Origin of the sequence: Paenibacillus sp. FSL P2-0322 (assembly GCF_037975315.1) — a bacterium.
Classification (GTDB): domain Bacteria; phylum Bacillota; class Bacilli; order Paenibacillales; family Paenibacillaceae; genus Paenibacillus; species Paenibacillus polymyxa_B.
The window spans coordinates 1,095,779-1,112,277 of the sequence record NZ_CP150243.1 but is presented as its reverse complement, the minus strand read 5'-3'; the positions used below and the strand labels follow the sequence as shown (position 1 = coordinate 1,112,277).

Sequence of the window (16,499 nt, the reverse complement as noted above, 5' to 3'; positions counted from 1 at the left end):
CCACGCTCCTCTATGATGTTTGCGTTTGTACGCCTACTCTACCATCTGCGTCGTTCGTCGCCTCTCAGGGGAAAGTCGCTCAATTCTCCGAGTTGGTCATGTGCAGCCTTATAAATGCGAAGAATAGCTTGTACCTTGTTAAAATCATTGTCTTCCGGACCGAATCCTTCCATATACATTTTTTGAATGATGTTTTGGAAGAAATCCATACGCTCGCGGACGGAATCCTGCTCGATTTGCAGTACCTCTTCAAAGCTGTGTGTCTCAGCAAAATCAGACAGCTCATCAAACTCCTGTTCCTGATATCGCTCTCCCCGAGTTTCGGGATTGAGATCAATAGAGGTACGCAGGGTTGACAATAAAATATTTTCGCGCGCCAGCATGACATGAAAATCTTTGTTCTTAAACAGATCCGTAACGATCAGACGGCACATTTCCTTGTTCTGCAGCAGAATCCCGTCAAAAGGATGCAGCGTCCACACACCGTAGTTAAAAAATAAATTAAAATTGAAGTTGCTGCTTCCATACTGATATACAATGTTGATTTTCGATTCGTCGATAATTTCAAATGAAAATTCCAGCATGCATTCTCCTTTGGGATTCCAATATTTAACTCTATCCTATCAGAAAATGCATGATTTTCAATAATAAATTTTATTTCACAGAATCATTTAACTCCGCAATTGAATCTGCTTTTTCGCTGCTGGCAGCCACAAGTAAATAGACAATCACACACCCTAAAATAAAGGACATCATACGCTCGCTCTCTCCTTTTTGTCATTCGCTTTTTAAAAGTTTATGCACGAGAATGCTATGTATGTTCATCATGTCCTTTATTAGCTACTGCCAAACCAAAAAAGACGCCTTTCGGAGTCATCCGGCGTCTTTTAATAGATTGGGGCTATTATTCTACATTGTCATCAGTTCAAAAACGAGCTTAAACCCTCAGAAGAATTGCTATCCTTCAGTGTTTTGGATGGTTCTTTCCCTTCGATCCCCAAGCGTTGGCTAAGGTTGGCATTGATTGCTGTCATTTTACTTGTGTAATCATGGCAGCTTTCAATAATTTGGCGATTCGATTTTTCAGACAGATCCAAAGCAGATACCAAATCACCAATCGCCTGATTCACAGCCTCCAGTGACATAGAAGGCTTGCTAAGCAGATCTGTCGTTCTCTCGGTCGTCGTTTTGAGAAGCTTCGCATTTTCCTTGAATTGATCTTCAATGGTACGGTTGGTCGCATCGACGGCTGAAATGATTTTATCCTGATCCGCCAGGGCCATCGCGATCATAGCCGATACAGTGATCAGATTCGATGTTTTATCAATCGCATTATTTACAGAATCAATCAGTTTATCATTGTTATCATTAATAATATCCGTTGCTGCAATCGCCTGATTGTATAACAAAATCATTTCTGTCATCGACTGTGTACGAGTAACCACCTTGCGCAATCCCCGCTCCAGATGTGGCTTACGGTTTTCGTTTTCCGGCTTGGCAATCTCGGTCTCAAACAGTTCTTTCAAGCGATTACCAAAGGCAATCTTCGTCTGTAAATTGTAGATTTCTTCAATGGAAGCCTTCTTCAACTGTCTCATGCTGACGATGTTTTCTTCCAGATTATCCTTACCATCTCTCAAGGCAGTAATGATTTTCTCGATGTTCGTCTTCACCGACTGATACTTGTAAATGTAGTTCTTTAACGGGCTTTTACGCAGGAGCTTGCCAAAAAAGCTCATATTTTTGCTCTGCTGGAGCGTTTCGCATTCATCACGCAGCTTTAAGATCATATTGGATACCTCATTCCGATCACCGGACATGAGGTCGTTTACCGGACGATCCAGCATTTTAAGGGTCTGCCCCGCACGTTCCTGCGTTTTAACCCCCAACTTACCGATATCATCCATTAAGGTATCCAGGCTCATGACATCGCTTTGTGATACCTTCTGAATCAGCTGTGAAGCCTCCTCAGTCACCTTTTGTTCATCTTCTTTTTTCAATTCAGCCCATGGGGTCGCCATACGCTACCTCCTATTCTGAAAACAACTGTTACCCAAGTCTAATCGTTGTTATTCAGAGCAGCTATACTGCTACTTTTTTTATTTTCCCAAAAAATCGCCTACAATTCGGAACTGCTATATCGCTGGTGAATAAGCTCCGCTTTGCTCTGTAATTCCAACAGATCCTTATGCTCCACCGTAGATACAATTACCGATATTTTGCTGTCCACATCCCGTAATCCGTTTAATAACATCCTCCGGTTAGTCCGCTTCGCATCGCCGCTGAGCCGAAGAAACGGATTAATCAGTCCGTTCAAATCCTTCAAAATCAATCTCCGAACCGTATGATTCACTTCGCTGTTGTTCAGTTCATGCAAAAGTGGAATGACCCGCTGCAAACGTGCAAATAGAGCCAGCGCCTTCTCGACAATCTCGTTATCAAGCGCATCCTTCTGTCCCTCGGAGATCACCATATCCTCCAGTACCTCCAAATACTCCATCACCTGAGCAAATTCACTACTCACCTGAACTGATTTACGTACTTGTCCTGTCATAGACTCCGGTCGAACGGCAGCTTCCTTTTCATGCTGCTGTGTCTCACCGACCTGCTCCTGCACCACCGGAATCACGGAACCGGTCAGATTGGGGCGAGGATGGCGAACAGCCATGATGGCGCTGTATCCTCCCAAACCAATGATCGGAATCGCCAAACACACAAACAGTGGCAACCAAAAACTTAGTAAAAGCGCAATCAGGTAGCTAACCACAGCAATCGTGGCACCCCACATTTTTGACGTCATAGCTTGTACCTCCTGACGTAAACCCTTACCATATTGTAGAAAACAATATTTGTGTGTGTCAATGTACGGATTTACGTATGGTGATTGGCTGCTCGATATGACTGGCTAAAATGTCGTATTGCGGATGAAGTGAACCGATCTCATGACCCAAAGCCGATTTCACCGCTAGATAAGGAAAATTGATACCAGACAAACATGATACATGAAGTCCTCCGGACATCCGCGGATTGATCTCTAGCAGCTTGGCATGCTCGCCGTTATATTTTACCTGAATGTTATAATTGTACGGAATGTGATACGCCTCAGCGACCTTCTGTGCCACCTCCAACAGCTCGGGATGCTGCTCCAGCAGCCGTAATCGTCCTCCTGCCTTCCTACGCGGAACTGCCGCTAGCAGCTTTCCGTTCCGGTCAGCCAGGCAGTCAATACTGTATTCGTATCCCTCCAGCAGCTCCATCACCATCAGATTGGGAAATGATTCTGTGGATGACAATACGCGGTGTGCTTCCTCGAACGAAATATGATTCAGCGCATGGCCGAACAGTTCCTCCAGCGGATTACGTTCATTGTCGATGATACGAAAGCCCATTCCGCCTTCTGCATTACATGGCTTGAAGCATACCTTATGTCCAAGTGCTATTAACGACTCATATGCCTGTTTAAATTGCTCGGCATTGCTGGCAATGGCATAATCGGGAATCGTGACAATGTCCTTTTGACGAATGGATTCATAAAACAAATCCTTTTCCATCAGTTGCTCCAGCAGTTCGGTATCTTGGCATACCATCACTTTTGTCCCAATATCATCGAACAAATAAAGATGCTTGCTAATATCGAGCATATTCCACCGTGGGATAAAGACATCAATTCCGTGCCGCTTGCAAAAATCAGCGCAGAATTGTGCGTACTCCACACCACTGGTGCGAGGCTCTACTTCAGCCACATCACTGGCCTGTAGCGCCATGTGCTGCGGATCTGAGTGTGTCGCATAGATCTCGAACGGAATACCGTCCTCATTGTTACGAATAGCATTCATATAATGATACGCCACTGAAAACCAGCGGTTAAAATACACCTTAACCTTCTTCACAGAGCCACGTCCCCTATCTATTCTGAAAATGAAGTTTGAGCTGCGAATACACTCCGGTGTATTGCATGAACATACGCCATGATTTCGTCCGCTGCATAAACCCCCGACACTTCTGTAAAACGGTAATTGACCTCCAGCTTATCCCGCAGCTGTTCCCGATACAATTCACCATGACGGGGAGCAATCGCATAATCGGCATAGTCCAGCAGACATCGGTCCAGCAAAGAGTCACCGGACGCAACCACAGCCCCTCCATTCGTGAGATTACGGATATGCTCCACGGCTGCCTGTTTATTCACCGCCGCAGGCACCAGATATATCTTACGACCTTGAATGGATACCTCCCAGCCCATTTCACGCATGATTCGCGCCTTCTCCAGCACCTGTTCCAGCGGCATACGATCCCGTTCAATCATGAAAGCATAGAATAACTCGTCGCAAAAGCGTTCGTTTACGACCCAGTCTTCATCCAGCACCTGTCCGAACACCTGACGAGCTTCTTCCGCATGAGCACCATCACGGCGTACTTGTTCATGAATACGCCGATTCCACTCTCGATCCACCTCGCCTCCGACGATGATGTTTCCACCATTACTCGTCACGGCATATGCGGGAACCAACTCCGTCTGAAACACAGTGATTCGTCTATACTGTTCTATCGTCCGAGTCGTCACGGGCATAAACATCACATCTTCAGGCAGTGTCTTTAGCAATTGCAGGGCTTGTTCAGAAATAAAAGCCGACGTCGCCCCGTCTATCTGTTCCGCAGGCAACAGACCAGGGGATTCCAGCGGTACGCCAAGCGAACGTTTGGAGTAAATCAGTGTCTGATCCAGATCACTTGCGTAGATCATTCTTGTCCCCCCTTGAGCGGCTTGATAATTCCGCAGCAGGAATAAGTCAATCCTTCAAATACCTCTACAGGCACTCCACGATCCTTTGCCAGCAGCATAATATGCTGAAGATTCGGATTATCTTCGCGGTCAATCAGAATTTTCCACGGCACTCTGCGCAGCAGTACACGAGTCGTCTCCCCCACTCCGGGCTTGACCAAATTGATATCCCGAATACCAAATGCCTGCTGAATCGCCTCAATATCCCGTAAGCCCTGCCATGTCACCGCAGGCGGATTCAATGTCATTTGTTCAGCATATGCAACGGCCGTTTCAGCCACGTCTTGAAAGTACCCGGATACCGTATCCACAAACGTATTGGACTGATCCACTGACCGCCAGGATTCATAAAATTTGGCCCCATGGAAATCGTCAGGGCCTATGAGATCGTCGCGTAATACCGTCCGACTCATCAAACCTGATACAGTCGAATTCAGACAAGCACTTGGAATCAAATAATCTTCTCGTGTACCAAAGGTTTCTGAACATCTGCCCGGATCGGCCAGCACCGCCAGATCATCATTTAGACGCAACCCGTAATCCGCGTTCATCTCACGACAGGCCTCAATCAATACCTGGCGAATCGCCCCTTTCCCCGTCCAGCCATCGACAAACTGAAGTTCAATCTCCAGTCCATGCTGCTGTAAAATGTATAAAATCGCATTCCGGTCAATGCCTTTGCCACGAATAATAGAAATGCTGTAATGCGGCAAGGATACGCCATACTTCCAGTCAATATAACGCTTGATCAGGATACCAATGGGCGTCCCTGCTCTGGCAAGAGAAACAATCGCCGTGTTCAGGCCTCTTTTTCTCACAATCATCTCAGCCACAGAAGCTGCCGCTAATGCAACCTTTTTGGCAGATTGGGCAAGCGTTTCGTGAAACAGTGCAATATACTCTGCTGTGGGCTCGTATTCCACTGGCAGCATTTCTGAATAATGGACTCCCGACTGAATCGCCTCTTCACGATCCTCCGTCCCTTTTTCCAACGTAACCCGGCTCAAATCCTTCAATAAAAAAGTGACATCCGAGGCAGGATAACTGCCCAGCGGTTCGGGCGGATGAATGTTCTTCTGCTGTATTTGCTCCATGAGTGCTTGCTTCATATCCGCGCTCCTTTACTCTCCTGACTAGTTAAACCGTTAAAATAAACGACATGCACTTTATCGCAGCCCAGACGGGTCAAAGCCTCCAGCATGGGGTTCATCCGCTCTGGGTCCGACTCCCTTTCCATCAAAACGAATATTTCGTCATACTGACCGGGGTCTACATTATAAATAAAATTGCGTATCGTACTGTCCTCAGGTGATGGATATGTCACACCACAAGCGACTCCATACCCTTCTTCGCGGTGGGGATACACCGGGCTGCGTGTCGTCGATTGAAAATACACATCCGGACCTAACTCTGCTGCAATCCGCATTGGAATGTACATGAATTCCCCCGTGCCCATAACCAGCGTGCGTTGCCCAGAACGAAGTTCGTTCAGTCGTTCAGCTGTACGCGTGATTTCTTCATCCAACGCTGAATTGTCAGCGGATTGTAGACCAAAACGGCCTGTATATTTTAGATAAGGAGCTGTATTCGCGTATCCGTCCGTTGACATGGAACTGTGTACTACCCGCTCAAAACCGGAAGTATCCTTTTCAAAACGGTGGTCAATTATCCCAGAAGCGTCTTTATTAACCTCTGCCATGCTAGTGGCTGCATGTTCTGGGTGCCCAGCCTGTCCAGCATATTCTGCGTGATCCAATATGGGTACTCCCTGTACCTCAATCTTTCCTTTGAGCAAGCTTAAAGGCGTAATCGTAATGCCTAGCTCTGCCTCCAGATCAGTGAAAGCCTGCTCATCGCTGTCTGTCCGCCAATCCAATAATGAAGCAATCACATACTGCTTACGCGGAAAATGCTCCTGAATATCCCGTATGATATTAAGCGTTGTTTTTCCCGTCGTAATTTCATCATCTACCAGCACAATCGAGCCATCTCCCGCAAAAGCATCTTCATCCAGTGCATAGCAACGATGGTCAACAGCGTGCGAATGCTCTTCTTCAAACCGAATAATAGGCCGAAGGCCCGGAATATCCTCGCGCGTCGTATGAATATACGAGGCTCCGTCGTCAAACAACCGATACATGCTGTGTCCCAATGCTGTAGCCGTCTCGGCAAAACCAACAAACTTGATCGGCTCCGTAAAAGCAAAAGCTAGACGTTCATCCATCAGCTTTCGGTAGGCCTCTTTCGCATAGTCCGGGTCAAGAAGTCCTCTCACGGCCTCTCCAATCAGTTCATCCATTTGTTGTCCTGCCTGCGGGACAAGCTCCTTATATAGTAGAATCGCCAGCGCCGCACCACTGAGCAGAGAAGTGTATGGGTTTACCGGAATATGCTTGCCCAGCACCTTGCTGACAAACAAAAACGAACGCTTTTTATTGACCCGTGCCGCCATCGCAAACAGCTTGTCCACAGGAAGGCGGAATGGATTATGCGTCTCCGTAATTTTAACGCTGAACTGCTCCAGGATTGGCAGCAGATGTGTTTTCGTGGTTGGGTAAGAGACTGACAAAATGTTGTTGTTCATGTAACACCCCGTATACTTTTGATCTATTGATAATACGATGAGCCCAATTCAAATGCGGCTTAATTTCATTCATTTTGTTGGCATAGGTACTTTTGAATACACCCAGACTACCGTCGTTACGCTCAACAATTTCAAGTGCATCCATATACTCTTCATGTGTCACCGCATACATGGCCTGTACCGGTTTAATATGGGAGGGATGAATAATCGTTTTGCCGATAATCCCATTCTCTTTGTCCATCATGACTTCTCGAATCAGTCCGTCTACGGCATCTGAGATGAAGTCCATCCGCAAGTGTCTTCCCGGCTTTCCAAGTGCATCTTCGAAAGGAGACACTCTTAATTGAGGTTTAAAGACACGTTCTCGGTGAGAGAAATATTCCCATACAGGACCGGAAATGACATAATTTGAGCCCACGCGTCCAAACAAGTTAATAATATCTGCGATGCAATCCCGAATGACGGCAATTTCATAAATCGTAATATCCGGGCTGCGTCTCAAGCCATACAGACTGGAGAAATCGGTTGCCCCAATTCGTACATTGAGCACATATTCCTGGTACTCGTCTAAAATTTCCTTAATTGACAGCAGCTCTTTCCAGCGGGTTTCCCGATATATGATTTTGGAGCTTTCAAGAATCGGTAATCCGTACAGCACAGGCATGTCGCTTGCGTTTCCTGCCCCTGTATGCATATTCCGGTTATATTCGGAAATGAGTGCAAAATACGCCCGTCCATTATCAGAAGAGAACTTGGGTAAGACAAAGCCCGTGAGCAGCGACAAAGATTCTCCCAAACCGTTCAGCAGTCGTTCCAACTGCTCCACAGAGCGCACACGCACAAATAACAAAGGTAATTGCTGTTCACTCATCATCCCCGTCCGTACATAGGATAATAGTTGAAGCAGCTGCTGTGCCAGTGATTGTTCCGCCTGTCCGACTTGGTGATCCCCTATAGCATCCTCCAAATCCAAAATGACCGTTGTTAGTCCTTCATGTTTTCCATTTTTGATCTCTTCCGCTACCTCCGAGCGGGTAGCAGGCATGTACAAAGCTGCTCCTATTGCATAAGCCAATATACTTTTGGGAGAACGGTTATGAAACTCCAACGGTGGAGTATAAAAGATCGCTTCTACTTCCTCAGAGGTTAAATCATTAAAATATTTCAGGGCCCTTCCCCTCCTCTTGCTCTTTCTTGCCTGACTGAAGCCCTGTGCTTCGGGTATAAAAGAAATCCCCCCTTAGTTTCAGGAGGGATTTCGCTATACTTTGTACATTAAGCCTCTTTGTCGGCCTTTTTCTTTCTTTTCGCCGAGCTGATAACCATTGTGCCTACAAAGACAGCAATCAAAATGCCGAAGAATAAAACCTGCGACATATGAAAGCCAAAAGCAGCAGCCAGCATTTTACCCCCGATAATGGCGATCATAATAAAGGCTGTCTGTTCCAGTTCCGGAAATTTATCAATGAGCTTGAGGAACACTTGAGCAACACCACGCATCATCAGAACGCCGAGAATACCACCCAGGAACAGAACCCATACTTTCTCGCTCACACCGAAAGCGGCAATGACGCTGTCAATACTGAAGGCAATATCCATTAGTTCGACCATTAATACGGTTTTCCAAAAAGAAGTAGGTTTGTTTTTCACTTCTCCATCACCTTCGGACTTGAATAAGCCCTTATAAGCGATATAGAGCAGATAAGCCGCACCCAGTACCTTAATCAGTGTGAACTTAATCAGGAATGTACCCAAGCCGATAGCCAGGAACCTGAATATATACGCACCCAAAATCCCGTAAAATAAGGCTCTCTTCTGTTGTTCCTTGGGTAAGTGTTTAACCATAACTGCGAGAACCAAGGCGTTATCCGCCGATAAAAGTCCTTCCAGCAAAATGAGAGTTCCTATAATCCCCCAACTCACTGGATCAGTAAGCGTAGCTACAACATCACTCCATGAAAAGAAATGGCCATAGTTTTCGCTGATATTTTTAAACAAATCATTCAACATGAAAAGAGTGCCTCCGATAATTCAATTTATTTGCTACCCTGCGACCAGCGCATGCCCCAGTTATAGGCCCGATCCAACTCACGATGACCGCCATAGAACTGCACGAGTCTTTCAATGCTGAACGTTTCATCGTTTACATTTTGAATCATGGCAATCGCACACATCCCTTTGCGATTGTCATGTTCATTCATGTGAACGATAATGTCCGGCCCATCCTTCTGGTACAGCGTGACTACCCCGTCCGCTTGTGACCAGTTCGTGACTCCTTCATAGATGAAGGTGAATACCAAAATTCGCTTAATTTCAGAAATTTTAGCACCATTAATGCGAAGATTTTCCCCTGTTTTCACAGAGCCTGTACGGTCGTCGCCATCCAGAGCAATGTACGGGAAGCGATTTAGAGAACCGAAAACTTCCCCGAGCGCCTGCACAACGCCTTTATCTCCGTTCTTCATCTCATACAAGCAGCCCAGATCCAGATCGACACCCTTGGAGCCGCGATTGAAAAAGCCCTTGCTTTGCTGCACCTGATTCCAGTTCAGATTGATCAGGATTTCACCCAATCCGCCTGAGCCTTTTTTCAGGTTGATGGTGTCGCCCTTCTTCTTCAGCTCAATTTTCCGCAGATTCAGATTCACCGGTGTTGCAGATGGCTCTGGCTTTGGAGCAGGTGGTACTGGTGGCGGCGTTGGTGCTGGCCGAGGCGCTGTGGACGGAGGTGTAGGCACTGGCGTGGGGGGAGCTGGATTATTTTCCACTTCAATCCCAAAATTAACGCACAACGCATCCAATCCACCGGAAAAACCTGCGCCAATCGCGTTGAATTTCCATTCCCCGTTATGACGATACAGTTCACCAATGACAATCGCCGTTTCTACTGTAAATCCACTGTCCAAATTAAACCGCAAAACCTCTCCGCTAACCGGATGAGCAAAACGAATGAACCCACCTTGAACCTGTCCAAAATTTTGCCGTTTCTGATCCGCATCATAAATCGTTAGCGTAAACGCAATCTTCTCGATGTTTGCAGGAATTCGCGTCAGATCAAGGGCAAATTGCTTTTTGTCACCGGACTGTTGTCCGTCTGAATAGGTGATAAAGGGCGTGGTCGGATTGTTATAAAAAATTAAGTCCTCATCGCCCGATACTTTTCCTCCAGGACCCAGCAAAAATGCCGAAGTATCCAGCTCCAGAGACGCTGGGGACTCCCAGCCAATCCCTACGTTGACATGGGTCAGGCCCGGATTTGTTTTCGTCAAATCCGCCTTCTGTCCCTTTACTACGATAACAGCCATGATTGTGTCACCTTTCTGTCCGTTTGTCATGTGTCAGCGTACGCTAATTTAATAGCTTAAAAAGAAAGGGTAGCGCCCTATGGACACCACCCCAAGTGGATATTATTGAGCGTCCAAGCCATAGTTTTTAGCAAGCGCACCCAATCCACCAGCAAAGCCACTACCGATAGCCTGGAATTTCCAGTCCGCATTCTGACGGTAAAATTCACAGAATACGACGGCCGTTTCGGTGGAGAAATCTTCTCCCAAATCGTAGCGCAGCACTTCACGATCTGTTGCCGCATCTACCACACGTACAAAAGCATTGGACACTTGACCAAAGTTTTGCGCGCGTGCCTCGTAATCATAAATGGTAACCGTAATCCCGATACGGTGGATGTTCGCAGGAATCTTCGAGAAATCAACGATGATTTGCTCGTCATCCCCATCGCCCTCACCTGTGCGGTTATCGCCCGTATGAGTAACCGATCCTGCTCCGCCTGTCGGGTTGTTGTAAAATACAAAATCATCCGCAGCTTTGGCTTTACCGTCTTCATAAAGTAGGAAAGCCGAAGCATCCAGGTCAAAGTCCGCGCCACCACTGTATTTATTCGTATCCCATCCAAGACCTACAACGACACGAGTCAAGCCGGGATTCGTTTTGGTCAGATCAATACGCTGTCCTTTGGAAAGGCTAATGGTCATTCCGCATACCTGCTTTCTTTGTATAGATTTTTTACGCCAAACCGTAATCGCGCGTCAATCCTGCAAGACCATCTTGGTAGCCGCTACCAATGGCATTGAACTTCCACTCACCGCTATGGCGATACAGTTCGCCTACAACAACGCCTGTTTCGATCGAGAAATCTTCTCCCAGATCAAAGCGGACCAATTCTTCATTGTTTGCTTCATTTACGATACGAGCGTAAGCACGGGACACTTGTCCAAAGTTTTGGCTGCGTTCTTGTGCTTCATAGATTGTAATCGTAAAAGCGATCTTTTCAACGTTAGCTGGCACGCTACCCAGATCAATTTTAATTTGCTCGTCATCTCCGTCGCCATCACCTGTGCGGTTATCCCCTGTATGAATGACAGAGCCGTTCTCATTTTGTGGGTTATTAAAAAAGACAAAGTTCTTATCGGATTCTACTTTACCTTCCGCATTAGCCAAAAACACGGATACGTCCAAGTCAAAATCTTTACCGCCATCGTATTTGTTTGTGTCCCAACCGAGACCAACTGTGATTTTAGACAAACCTGGATTTGTTTTCGTCAAATCGATTTTTTGACCTTTGGATAAGTTAATTGCCATGAGTAAGAACCCCTTTTCACATTAAGTTTTGTATGAGCAACCTAAAATTACATATAACGCTGAGCCAGCACATCAATATGTACGGCATGGGTTCCTTCACCGATTGCAGCAAACTTCCATTCGTTGTTATGACGATAGAGTTCTCCACAGACCAGTGCGGTCAGCCCTTCATAATTATCAGATAAATTAAACGTCACCAGTTCCTTGGAATTAGCACCATCCAGAATACGGATATACGCTTTCTCGATCATGCCGAAGTCCTGTTTCCGGTTTACGCAATCATATATATTCACAACAACAAGCACTTTGTCGACATTGGCAGGAATACGTGCCAGGTCAATCGCAATTTGTTCATCATCACCGTCGCCTTGTCCGGTCAAATTATCACCGGAATGCACGACAGAGCCACATGGACTTTTTTTATTGTGGAAACACACTACGTTATCTGACTGAGTCAGTTTTCCGTTGGCGTCCAGCAAAATGGCAGAAGCGTCACAATCAATATTGGGTTGCTTCTTGAAGCCAAAAAATCCTTTGGACTGTACAGGGTCCCATCCCAATCCTGCTATAACCTTGGTTAGTCCTGTGTTTCCCTTGGTCAAATCAATTTTCTGGCCCTTGACCAGATTAATTACAGCCACTGATTAACACACCTCCCTTCCGTAAAATTTACAGACTAAATTCAGACGGATTCAAACCAAGCGCGCCGCAAATCTCAGCCACAATTCGCTGCTCATTGGTATCAAAGTCACCATCAGCTGCGCCAATAGCGCTACATACGCCAACGACGAGTCGGCCTACTTCAGGCTTGCCATTCAATTTACCAATCGCCTTCAGTGCTTCCTGTTTACCGATTTGAGGTGAAAATTCAAAGTTCGCTACATAGTGATTGAAACGGTTGATGACCTCACCCATATCAAACACTTTCAATTCTTCACTGATATTTATGTATCCGGCCATTTTTGTTTTCTCTTCCGGACTAATCGTACCGTCAGCAAATGCTACTAACGCACAGCCTGCAACAACAGCTTCCATAAAATCTTTATTCTTAAACTTCTTAACTTGGTCTCCAAGTCCTTTTTTAGTTGTATTCAACCAATTTTTAAATGTACTCATGTTTCCCTCCACAATTACGTATTTGGGTAAAGGTATCCTAGTTAATTTCTTCCTTTACTATAACCTGAATTACGATCTTTTTCTACAATAATATACAAAAATACGGTAAATCCGATCTATTTATTATTGGTATCCTCTCTATCTTTAGCCCTATTTCTACATAAAACCCTCTCTTCCATCATCCATCATTTGGTACCCCAATTGCAAGTCTGTGAAATGGTAGAGTTGATAGAAAGGCACAGCCTTCCAATTTCAACAGAAGCACTGTGCCTTTGACCATAATCCACGGTTTATCCATCTATAAATTTAGTTCTACTTAATTTTCACTTCTCTTTGGATATGTATTCTATCTATTTAATATATCGGTTTTCCGAAAAAAATTGGTAACCAAAAAATCTACAGACTTCTCCAGCTAGCGAGTTTACAGTTTCCACCTGCCGCTCACATGTTCCAGAAAAAAAGACTGTAGATTTTATAGATACTCCTATTCACGCTATTATCGTTCACAGCTCAAGACCTAGTTATAATCCTCCCAATAGCGATACTCCATTTCATTCTCACCTTTGGTGACGATGATCATATTTTCAATATGTCCGGTTTCTTTATTCGTTCGGTAGATCATGGTACGAGTTTCGCCCTCATCGGGTACAGAGAAGAGTACTTTGTCACTGAGCATGCCGCCACCAATGCCGACGACGTGTTCCCCCCACCCGGAGGCTGCGCCAGAACCGATGCCCGAACCTGCCCCACTAACTCCAGCCCCGCGCGACAAAATAAGACCTATTCCATATCCGGTGACGGTCTGGGCCGTTTTACCTAGAGCGTGCTCTCCGGCTGATTGGGTATGCTTTTGGACCCAGTAATCGTATTTATCCGTATTTTGCTCATAACTCACAACATTCCCTTTTTTATCGATAGATATATCCGTTTTGCTTCCGTCTTTACCTGTCAGTTCGGTGACGGCGACAAGGGAATCGGATGTGATCTTGGAGGTCTCTCCTGTATTGTAATCTGTACGGGGAACTGAGTCCTCATATTGCAGCCACAGGACATTCATCTGGTCATGAATTTTCTGCATAACCTGCTTGTCGCCGATGGCCTCGGCGTTTTTCAGCAGTTCCTCATATTGATGATATTTATCCGCGTCTGCCCGATCCCATTTGTCTATGTTTTTGGGCTGTTTGGCAATTTCACCATCATGATCTCCAGCCTCTCCACTGCCTGCCAGCGCTGCGCTAGCGTTCATTGCCGCTGCTAGGGCTGTCCAGAAGCCACGTGTGCTTTCACCATCCGCATTTCTAAACTTCGAAGCGATGCTTTTCAGCTCAATTTCAATGGATTGAACCTTATTTAATACAGAAGAAAGTGTATATTTAGCCGTACGATAGTCATTATAAAAACGATTCCTCTCCATACCATCCCACTGGCTGTGAAGGCGGTTCATTGTGCTATCCAGGCCGTTTAACTGGTTATACAGTGTGCCGTGGGCATTGGCAAATTGGGAGGCCACGCTGTCCAGCTGCTCCGGTGTGACTTGGATTTTTGTCATGGTGATCACATCCCATCTATGAAAATAGGAGATAGAAATTATATTTTACAGTAATCCTTATTTCATATTGTAAGCTATAGAGGTCGGACATTCATGAGGATTTATACGTATTTGTGTATTCAGAAGCAGTTCCTTTGATATAATGAATCCATATGAGTTTATTTCGACAATACATTATTGAAAGTCAGGTGTAGGGACATGTCAGACAAAAAAATTATCTTTTTCGATATCGACGGTACATTACTGGACGATGACAAGAAAATGCCGTTAACGGCAGAAAAGGCCGTCTTTGCTTTGAAAGAGCTGGGACATGAGGTAGCCATCGCAACAGGCCGTGCGCCTTTTATGTTCAAAGATATCCGCGAGCAGTTGGAAATTGACTCCTACGTCAGCTTTAATGGGCAATATGTCGTGCTTCGCGGGGAAGTGGTCGCTACCAATCCGTTGAACAGAGAAGCCTTGCAAGCAATGACCGATCTGGCCCTCACACATAATCATGCTCTCGTATATATGGATCATATGGACATGAAGGCCAATATTCCTAACGATGAGCTTGTGGAGAGATCAGTCCAAACGCTTAAGGCCAAGATTTCAGTTGGATACGACCCGCTCTATTTCCAGGGAAGAGATATTTATCAGACGCTGTTGATGTGTACAGCAGAAGAAGAGCCTTTCTATGAAGCGGTATTCAAGGCGTTTGACTTTGTGCGCTGGCATCCGAGTTCTGTGGACGTTGTTCCTCATGCTGGCTCCAAAGCGAAGGGCATTCGCGAAATTACATCCAGACTGGGCATTGCCGATGAAAATCAATACGCCTTTGGCGATGGCTTAAATGATGTGGAGATGCTGACAGCTATACATAACAGCGTCGCGATGGGCAACGGCTGTGATGAAGCCAAAGCCGCAGCTAAAATGGTCACAAAACGCGCAGATGAAGACGGTATTTTGTACGGACTGCAAAAGCTTGGCTTGTTAAGCTAATAGGATTGCTGATAGACTGGGCATGTTTCGGGAAAAATAAAGTCTGTTTAAAGACTTACATATGAGAAAATAGGAGGTTGTCCTTAAATATGGAGACGGAAGGCTTACGCAATGTCGAACAGCTAGCCATGAAGAAGTACAAAATTTACAAGCAGAGCCTACTCCGGTATTTGGCACGTTCCATGCTGGCGAGTATGTTCATCGGGTTCGGCGTTATTGTAGCCTTCAAGACGGGCAACTTTTTTTACATGGAGCATTCTCCATTCACTTATCCCATGGCGGCACTCACGTTCGGAGCGGCCATCATTCTGATCGCTTACGGCGGCGGGGATTTGTTTACAGGTAACACCTTCTATTACACGTATGCTGCGCTCCGTAAAAAGCTGCGCTGGGGGCAGGTGCTTCGATTATGGGCTGCCAGCTATGGTGGTAATTTGCTGGGTGCAGGGGTATTTGCACTCCTTATTTACTTGACCGGGCTGTTTGACTCCTCCAGCGTGAACAGCTTTCTACTGAACGTGGTTGAGCATAAAATGGAAGCGCCTGCAATGCAGCTATTCTTCCGAGCTATTTTGTGTAATTGGCTGGTCTGTCTTGCCTTTTTTGTTCCAATGTTTATGAAGGAAAATGGTGCAAAGATGTTTGCCATGATGCTGTTTGTGTTCTGCTTTTTCATTTCGGGATATGAGCATAGTGTGGCTAATATGTGTACTTTCGCCATTGCGCTCGTGTTGGATCATCCGGGTACGGTTTCTGTCGCTGGTGTGATCCATAATCTCGTTCCGGTTACGCTCGGAAATCTGGTTGGTGGCGTGCTGCTTATGGGGGTTATGTACTATTCGGTGAATCTCCCGTTTTTGGACGAGGAAGAACACTAAAAAAAGAAGCCG

17 protein-coding genes are annotated in these 16,499 nt (G+C 45.8%); 2 read left to right on the top strand and 15 right to left on the bottom strand.

Annotated elements, in window-relative coordinates; genetic code table 11:
* Positions 1-38: 38 nt before the first annotated feature.
* From MKY24_RS05045 to MKY24_RS04975, 15 genes are all read right to left on the bottom strand, one after another.
* Complete coding sequence (locus MKY24_RS05045; protein WP_023987205.1) at positions 39-584, bottom strand: hypothetical protein; 546 nt, start codon at positions 582-584, stop codon at positions 39-41.
* A gap of 336 nt (positions 585-920) precedes the next feature.
* Positions 921-2,021 carry a toxic anion resistance protein gene (locus tag MKY24_RS05040; RefSeq protein ID WP_339201510.1) on the bottom strand — a complete coding sequence of 367 codons (1,101 nt, stop codon included), beginning with the start codon at positions 2,019-2,021 and terminating at the stop codon, positions 921-923.
* A 98-nt stretch (positions 2,022-2,119) separates the two neighbouring features.
* Positions 2,120-2,800, bottom strand: a complete 681-nt coding sequence (locus MKY24_RS05035) for a hypothetical protein (RefSeq protein ID WP_339201509.1) — start codon at positions 2,798-2,800, stop codon at positions 2,120-2,122.
* A gap of 58 nt (positions 2,801-2,858) precedes the next feature.
* Positions 2,859-3,890: an ATP-grasp domain-containing protein gene (locus MKY24_RS05030; RefSeq protein WP_076161246.1), complete on the bottom strand. Its 1,032-nt coding sequence runs from the start codon at positions 3,888-3,890 to the stop codon at positions 2,859-2,861.
* Between the two features lie 17 nt (positions 3,891-3,907).
* Complete coding sequence (locus MKY24_RS05025; protein WP_023987200.1) at positions 3,908-4,744, bottom strand: HAD family hydrolase; 837 nt, start codon at positions 4,742-4,744, stop codon at positions 3,908-3,910.
* Entirely contained in the window at positions 4,741-5,892 is a 1,152-nt protein-coding gene (locus MKY24_RS05020) for a cysteine protease StiP family protein (RefSeq protein WP_023987199.1), read from the bottom strand. The genes MKY24_RS05025 and MKY24_RS05020 overlap by 4 nt, the downstream gene beginning before the upstream one ends.
* Positions 5,889-7,235: a phosphoribosyltransferase family protein gene (locus MKY24_RS05015; RefSeq protein ID WP_339202270.1), complete on the bottom strand. Its 1,347-nt coding sequence runs from the start codon at positions 7,233-7,235 to the stop codon at positions 5,889-5,891. Before MKY24_RS05015 ends, MKY24_RS05020 begins: the two co-directional genes overlap by 4 nt.
* 52 nt (positions 7,236-7,287) lie before the next feature.
* Positions 7,288-8,475, bottom strand: a complete 1,188-nt coding sequence (locus MKY24_RS05010; protein WP_028542072.1) for an HpcH/HpaI aldolase/citrate lyase family protein — start codon at positions 8,473-8,475, stop codon at positions 7,288-7,290.
* Between the two features lie 167 nt (positions 8,476-8,642).
* Positions 8,643-9,377: a TerC family protein gene (locus MKY24_RS05005; RefSeq protein ID WP_023987196.1), complete on the bottom strand. Its 735-nt coding sequence runs from the start codon at positions 9,375-9,377 to the stop codon at positions 8,643-8,645.
* Positions 9,378-9,403: 26 nt separating this feature from the next.
* Complete coding sequence (locus MKY24_RS05000; RefSeq protein WP_339201508.1) at positions 9,404-10,672, bottom strand: TerD family protein; 1,269 nt, start codon at positions 10,670-10,672, stop codon at positions 9,404-9,406.
* 102 nt (positions 10,673-10,774) lie between these two features.
* The gene (locus MKY24_RS04995) at positions 10,775-11,356 is read right to left on the bottom strand and encodes a TerD family protein (protein ID WP_023987194.1); all 582 of its coding nucleotides are present in this window, start codon (positions 11,354-11,356) and stop codon (positions 10,775-10,777) included.
* Between the two features lie 31 nt (positions 11,357-11,387).
* The gene (locus MKY24_RS04990; protein WP_023987193.1) at positions 11,388-11,963 is read right to left on the bottom strand and encodes a TerD family protein; all 576 of its coding nucleotides are present in this window, start codon (positions 11,961-11,963) and stop codon (positions 11,388-11,390) included.
* Between the two features lie 47 nt (positions 11,964-12,010).
* Positions 12,011-12,604 (bottom strand): TerD family protein, encoded by a 594-nt coding sequence (locus MKY24_RS04985; protein WP_013308969.1) that lies wholly within the window; start codon positions 12,602-12,604, stop codon positions 12,011-12,013.
* A gap of 28 nt (positions 12,605-12,632) precedes the next feature.
* Positions 12,633-13,079: a tellurite resistance TerB family protein gene (locus MKY24_RS04980; protein WP_023987192.1), complete on the bottom strand. Its 447-nt coding sequence runs from the start codon at positions 13,077-13,079 to the stop codon at positions 12,633-12,635.
* A gap of 517 nt (positions 13,080-13,596) precedes the next feature.
* Complete coding sequence (locus MKY24_RS04975) at positions 13,597-14,628, bottom strand: WXG100 family type VII secretion target (RefSeq protein ID WP_103744801.1); 1,032 nt, start codon at positions 14,626-14,628, stop codon at positions 13,597-13,599.
* A gap of 198 nt (positions 14,629-14,826) precedes the next feature.
* Here MKY24_RS04975 and MKY24_RS04970 point away from each other — a divergent pair, with 198 nt between their 5' ends.
* The gene (locus MKY24_RS04970) at positions 14,827-15,609 is read left to right on the top strand and encodes a Cof-type HAD-IIB family hydrolase (protein ID WP_023987190.1); all 783 of its coding nucleotides are present in this window, start codon (positions 14,827-14,829) and stop codon (positions 15,607-15,609) included.
* Between the two features lie 89 nt (positions 15,610-15,698).
* Complete coding sequence (locus MKY24_RS04965; protein WP_013308962.1) at positions 15,699-16,487, top strand: formate/nitrite transporter family protein; 789 nt, start codon at positions 15,699-15,701, stop codon at positions 16,485-16,487.
* Positions 16,488-16,499 lie beyond the last annotated feature (12 nt).

What these genes read in the sequence shown, in the direction of transcription:
- MKY24_RS05045 (WP_023987205.1), bottom strand. Translation starts at nt 584, where the DNA reads ATGCTGGAATTTTCATTTGAAATTATCGACGAATCGAAAATCAACATT.
- MKY24_RS05040 (WP_339201510.1), bottom strand. Translation starts at nt 2,021, where the DNA reads ATGGCGACCCCATGGGCTGAATTGAAAAAAGAAGATGAACAAAAGGTG.
- MKY24_RS05035 (WP_339201509.1), bottom strand. Translation starts at nt 2,800, where the DNA reads ATGACGTCAAAAATGTGGGGTGCCACGATTGCTGTGGTTAGCTACCTG.
- MKY24_RS05025 (WP_023987200.1), bottom strand. Translation starts at nt 4,744, where the DNA reads ATGATCTACGCAAGTGATCTGGATCAGACACTGATTTACTCCAAACGT.
- MKY24_RS05020 (WP_023987199.1), bottom strand. Translation starts at nt 5,892, where the DNA reads ATGAAGCAAGCACTCATGGAGCAAATACAGCAGAAGAACATTCATCCG.
- MKY24_RS05015 (WP_339202270.1), bottom strand. Translation starts at nt 7,235, where the DNA reads ATGGCGGCACGGGTCAATAAAAAGCGTTCGTTTTTGTTTGTCAGCAAG.
- MKY24_RS05005 (WP_023987196.1), bottom strand. Translation starts at nt 9,377, where the DNA reads ATGTTGAATGATTTGTTTAAAAATATCAGCGAAAACTATGGCCATTTC.
- MKY24_RS05000 (WP_339201508.1), bottom strand. Translation starts at nt 10,672, where the DNA reads ATGGCTGTTATCGTAGTAAAGGGACAGAAGGCGGATTTGACGAAAACA.
- MKY24_RS04995 (WP_023987194.1), bottom strand. Translation starts at nt 11,356, where the DNA reads ATGACCATTAGCCTTTCCAAAGGACAGCGTATTGATCTGACCAAAACG.
- MKY24_RS04990 (WP_023987193.1), bottom strand. Translation starts at nt 11,963, where the DNA reads ATGGCAATTAACTTATCCAAAGGTCAAAAAATCGATTTGACGAAAACA.
- MKY24_RS04980 (WP_023987192.1), bottom strand. Translation starts at nt 13,079, where the DNA reads ATGAGTACATTTAAAAATTGGTTGAATACAACTAAAAAAGGACTTGGA.
- MKY24_RS04975 (WP_103744801.1), bottom strand. Translation starts at nt 14,628, where the DNA reads ATGACAAAAATCCAAGTCACACCGGAGCAGCTGGACAGCGTGGCCTCC.
- MKY24_RS04970 (WP_023987190.1), top strand. Translation starts at nt 14,827, where the DNA reads ATGTCAGACAAAAAAATTATCTTTTTCGATATCGACGGTACATTACTG.
- MKY24_RS04965 (WP_013308962.1), top strand. Translation starts at nt 15,699, where the DNA reads ATGGAGACGGAAGGCTTACGCAATGTCGAACAGCTAGCCATGAAGAAG.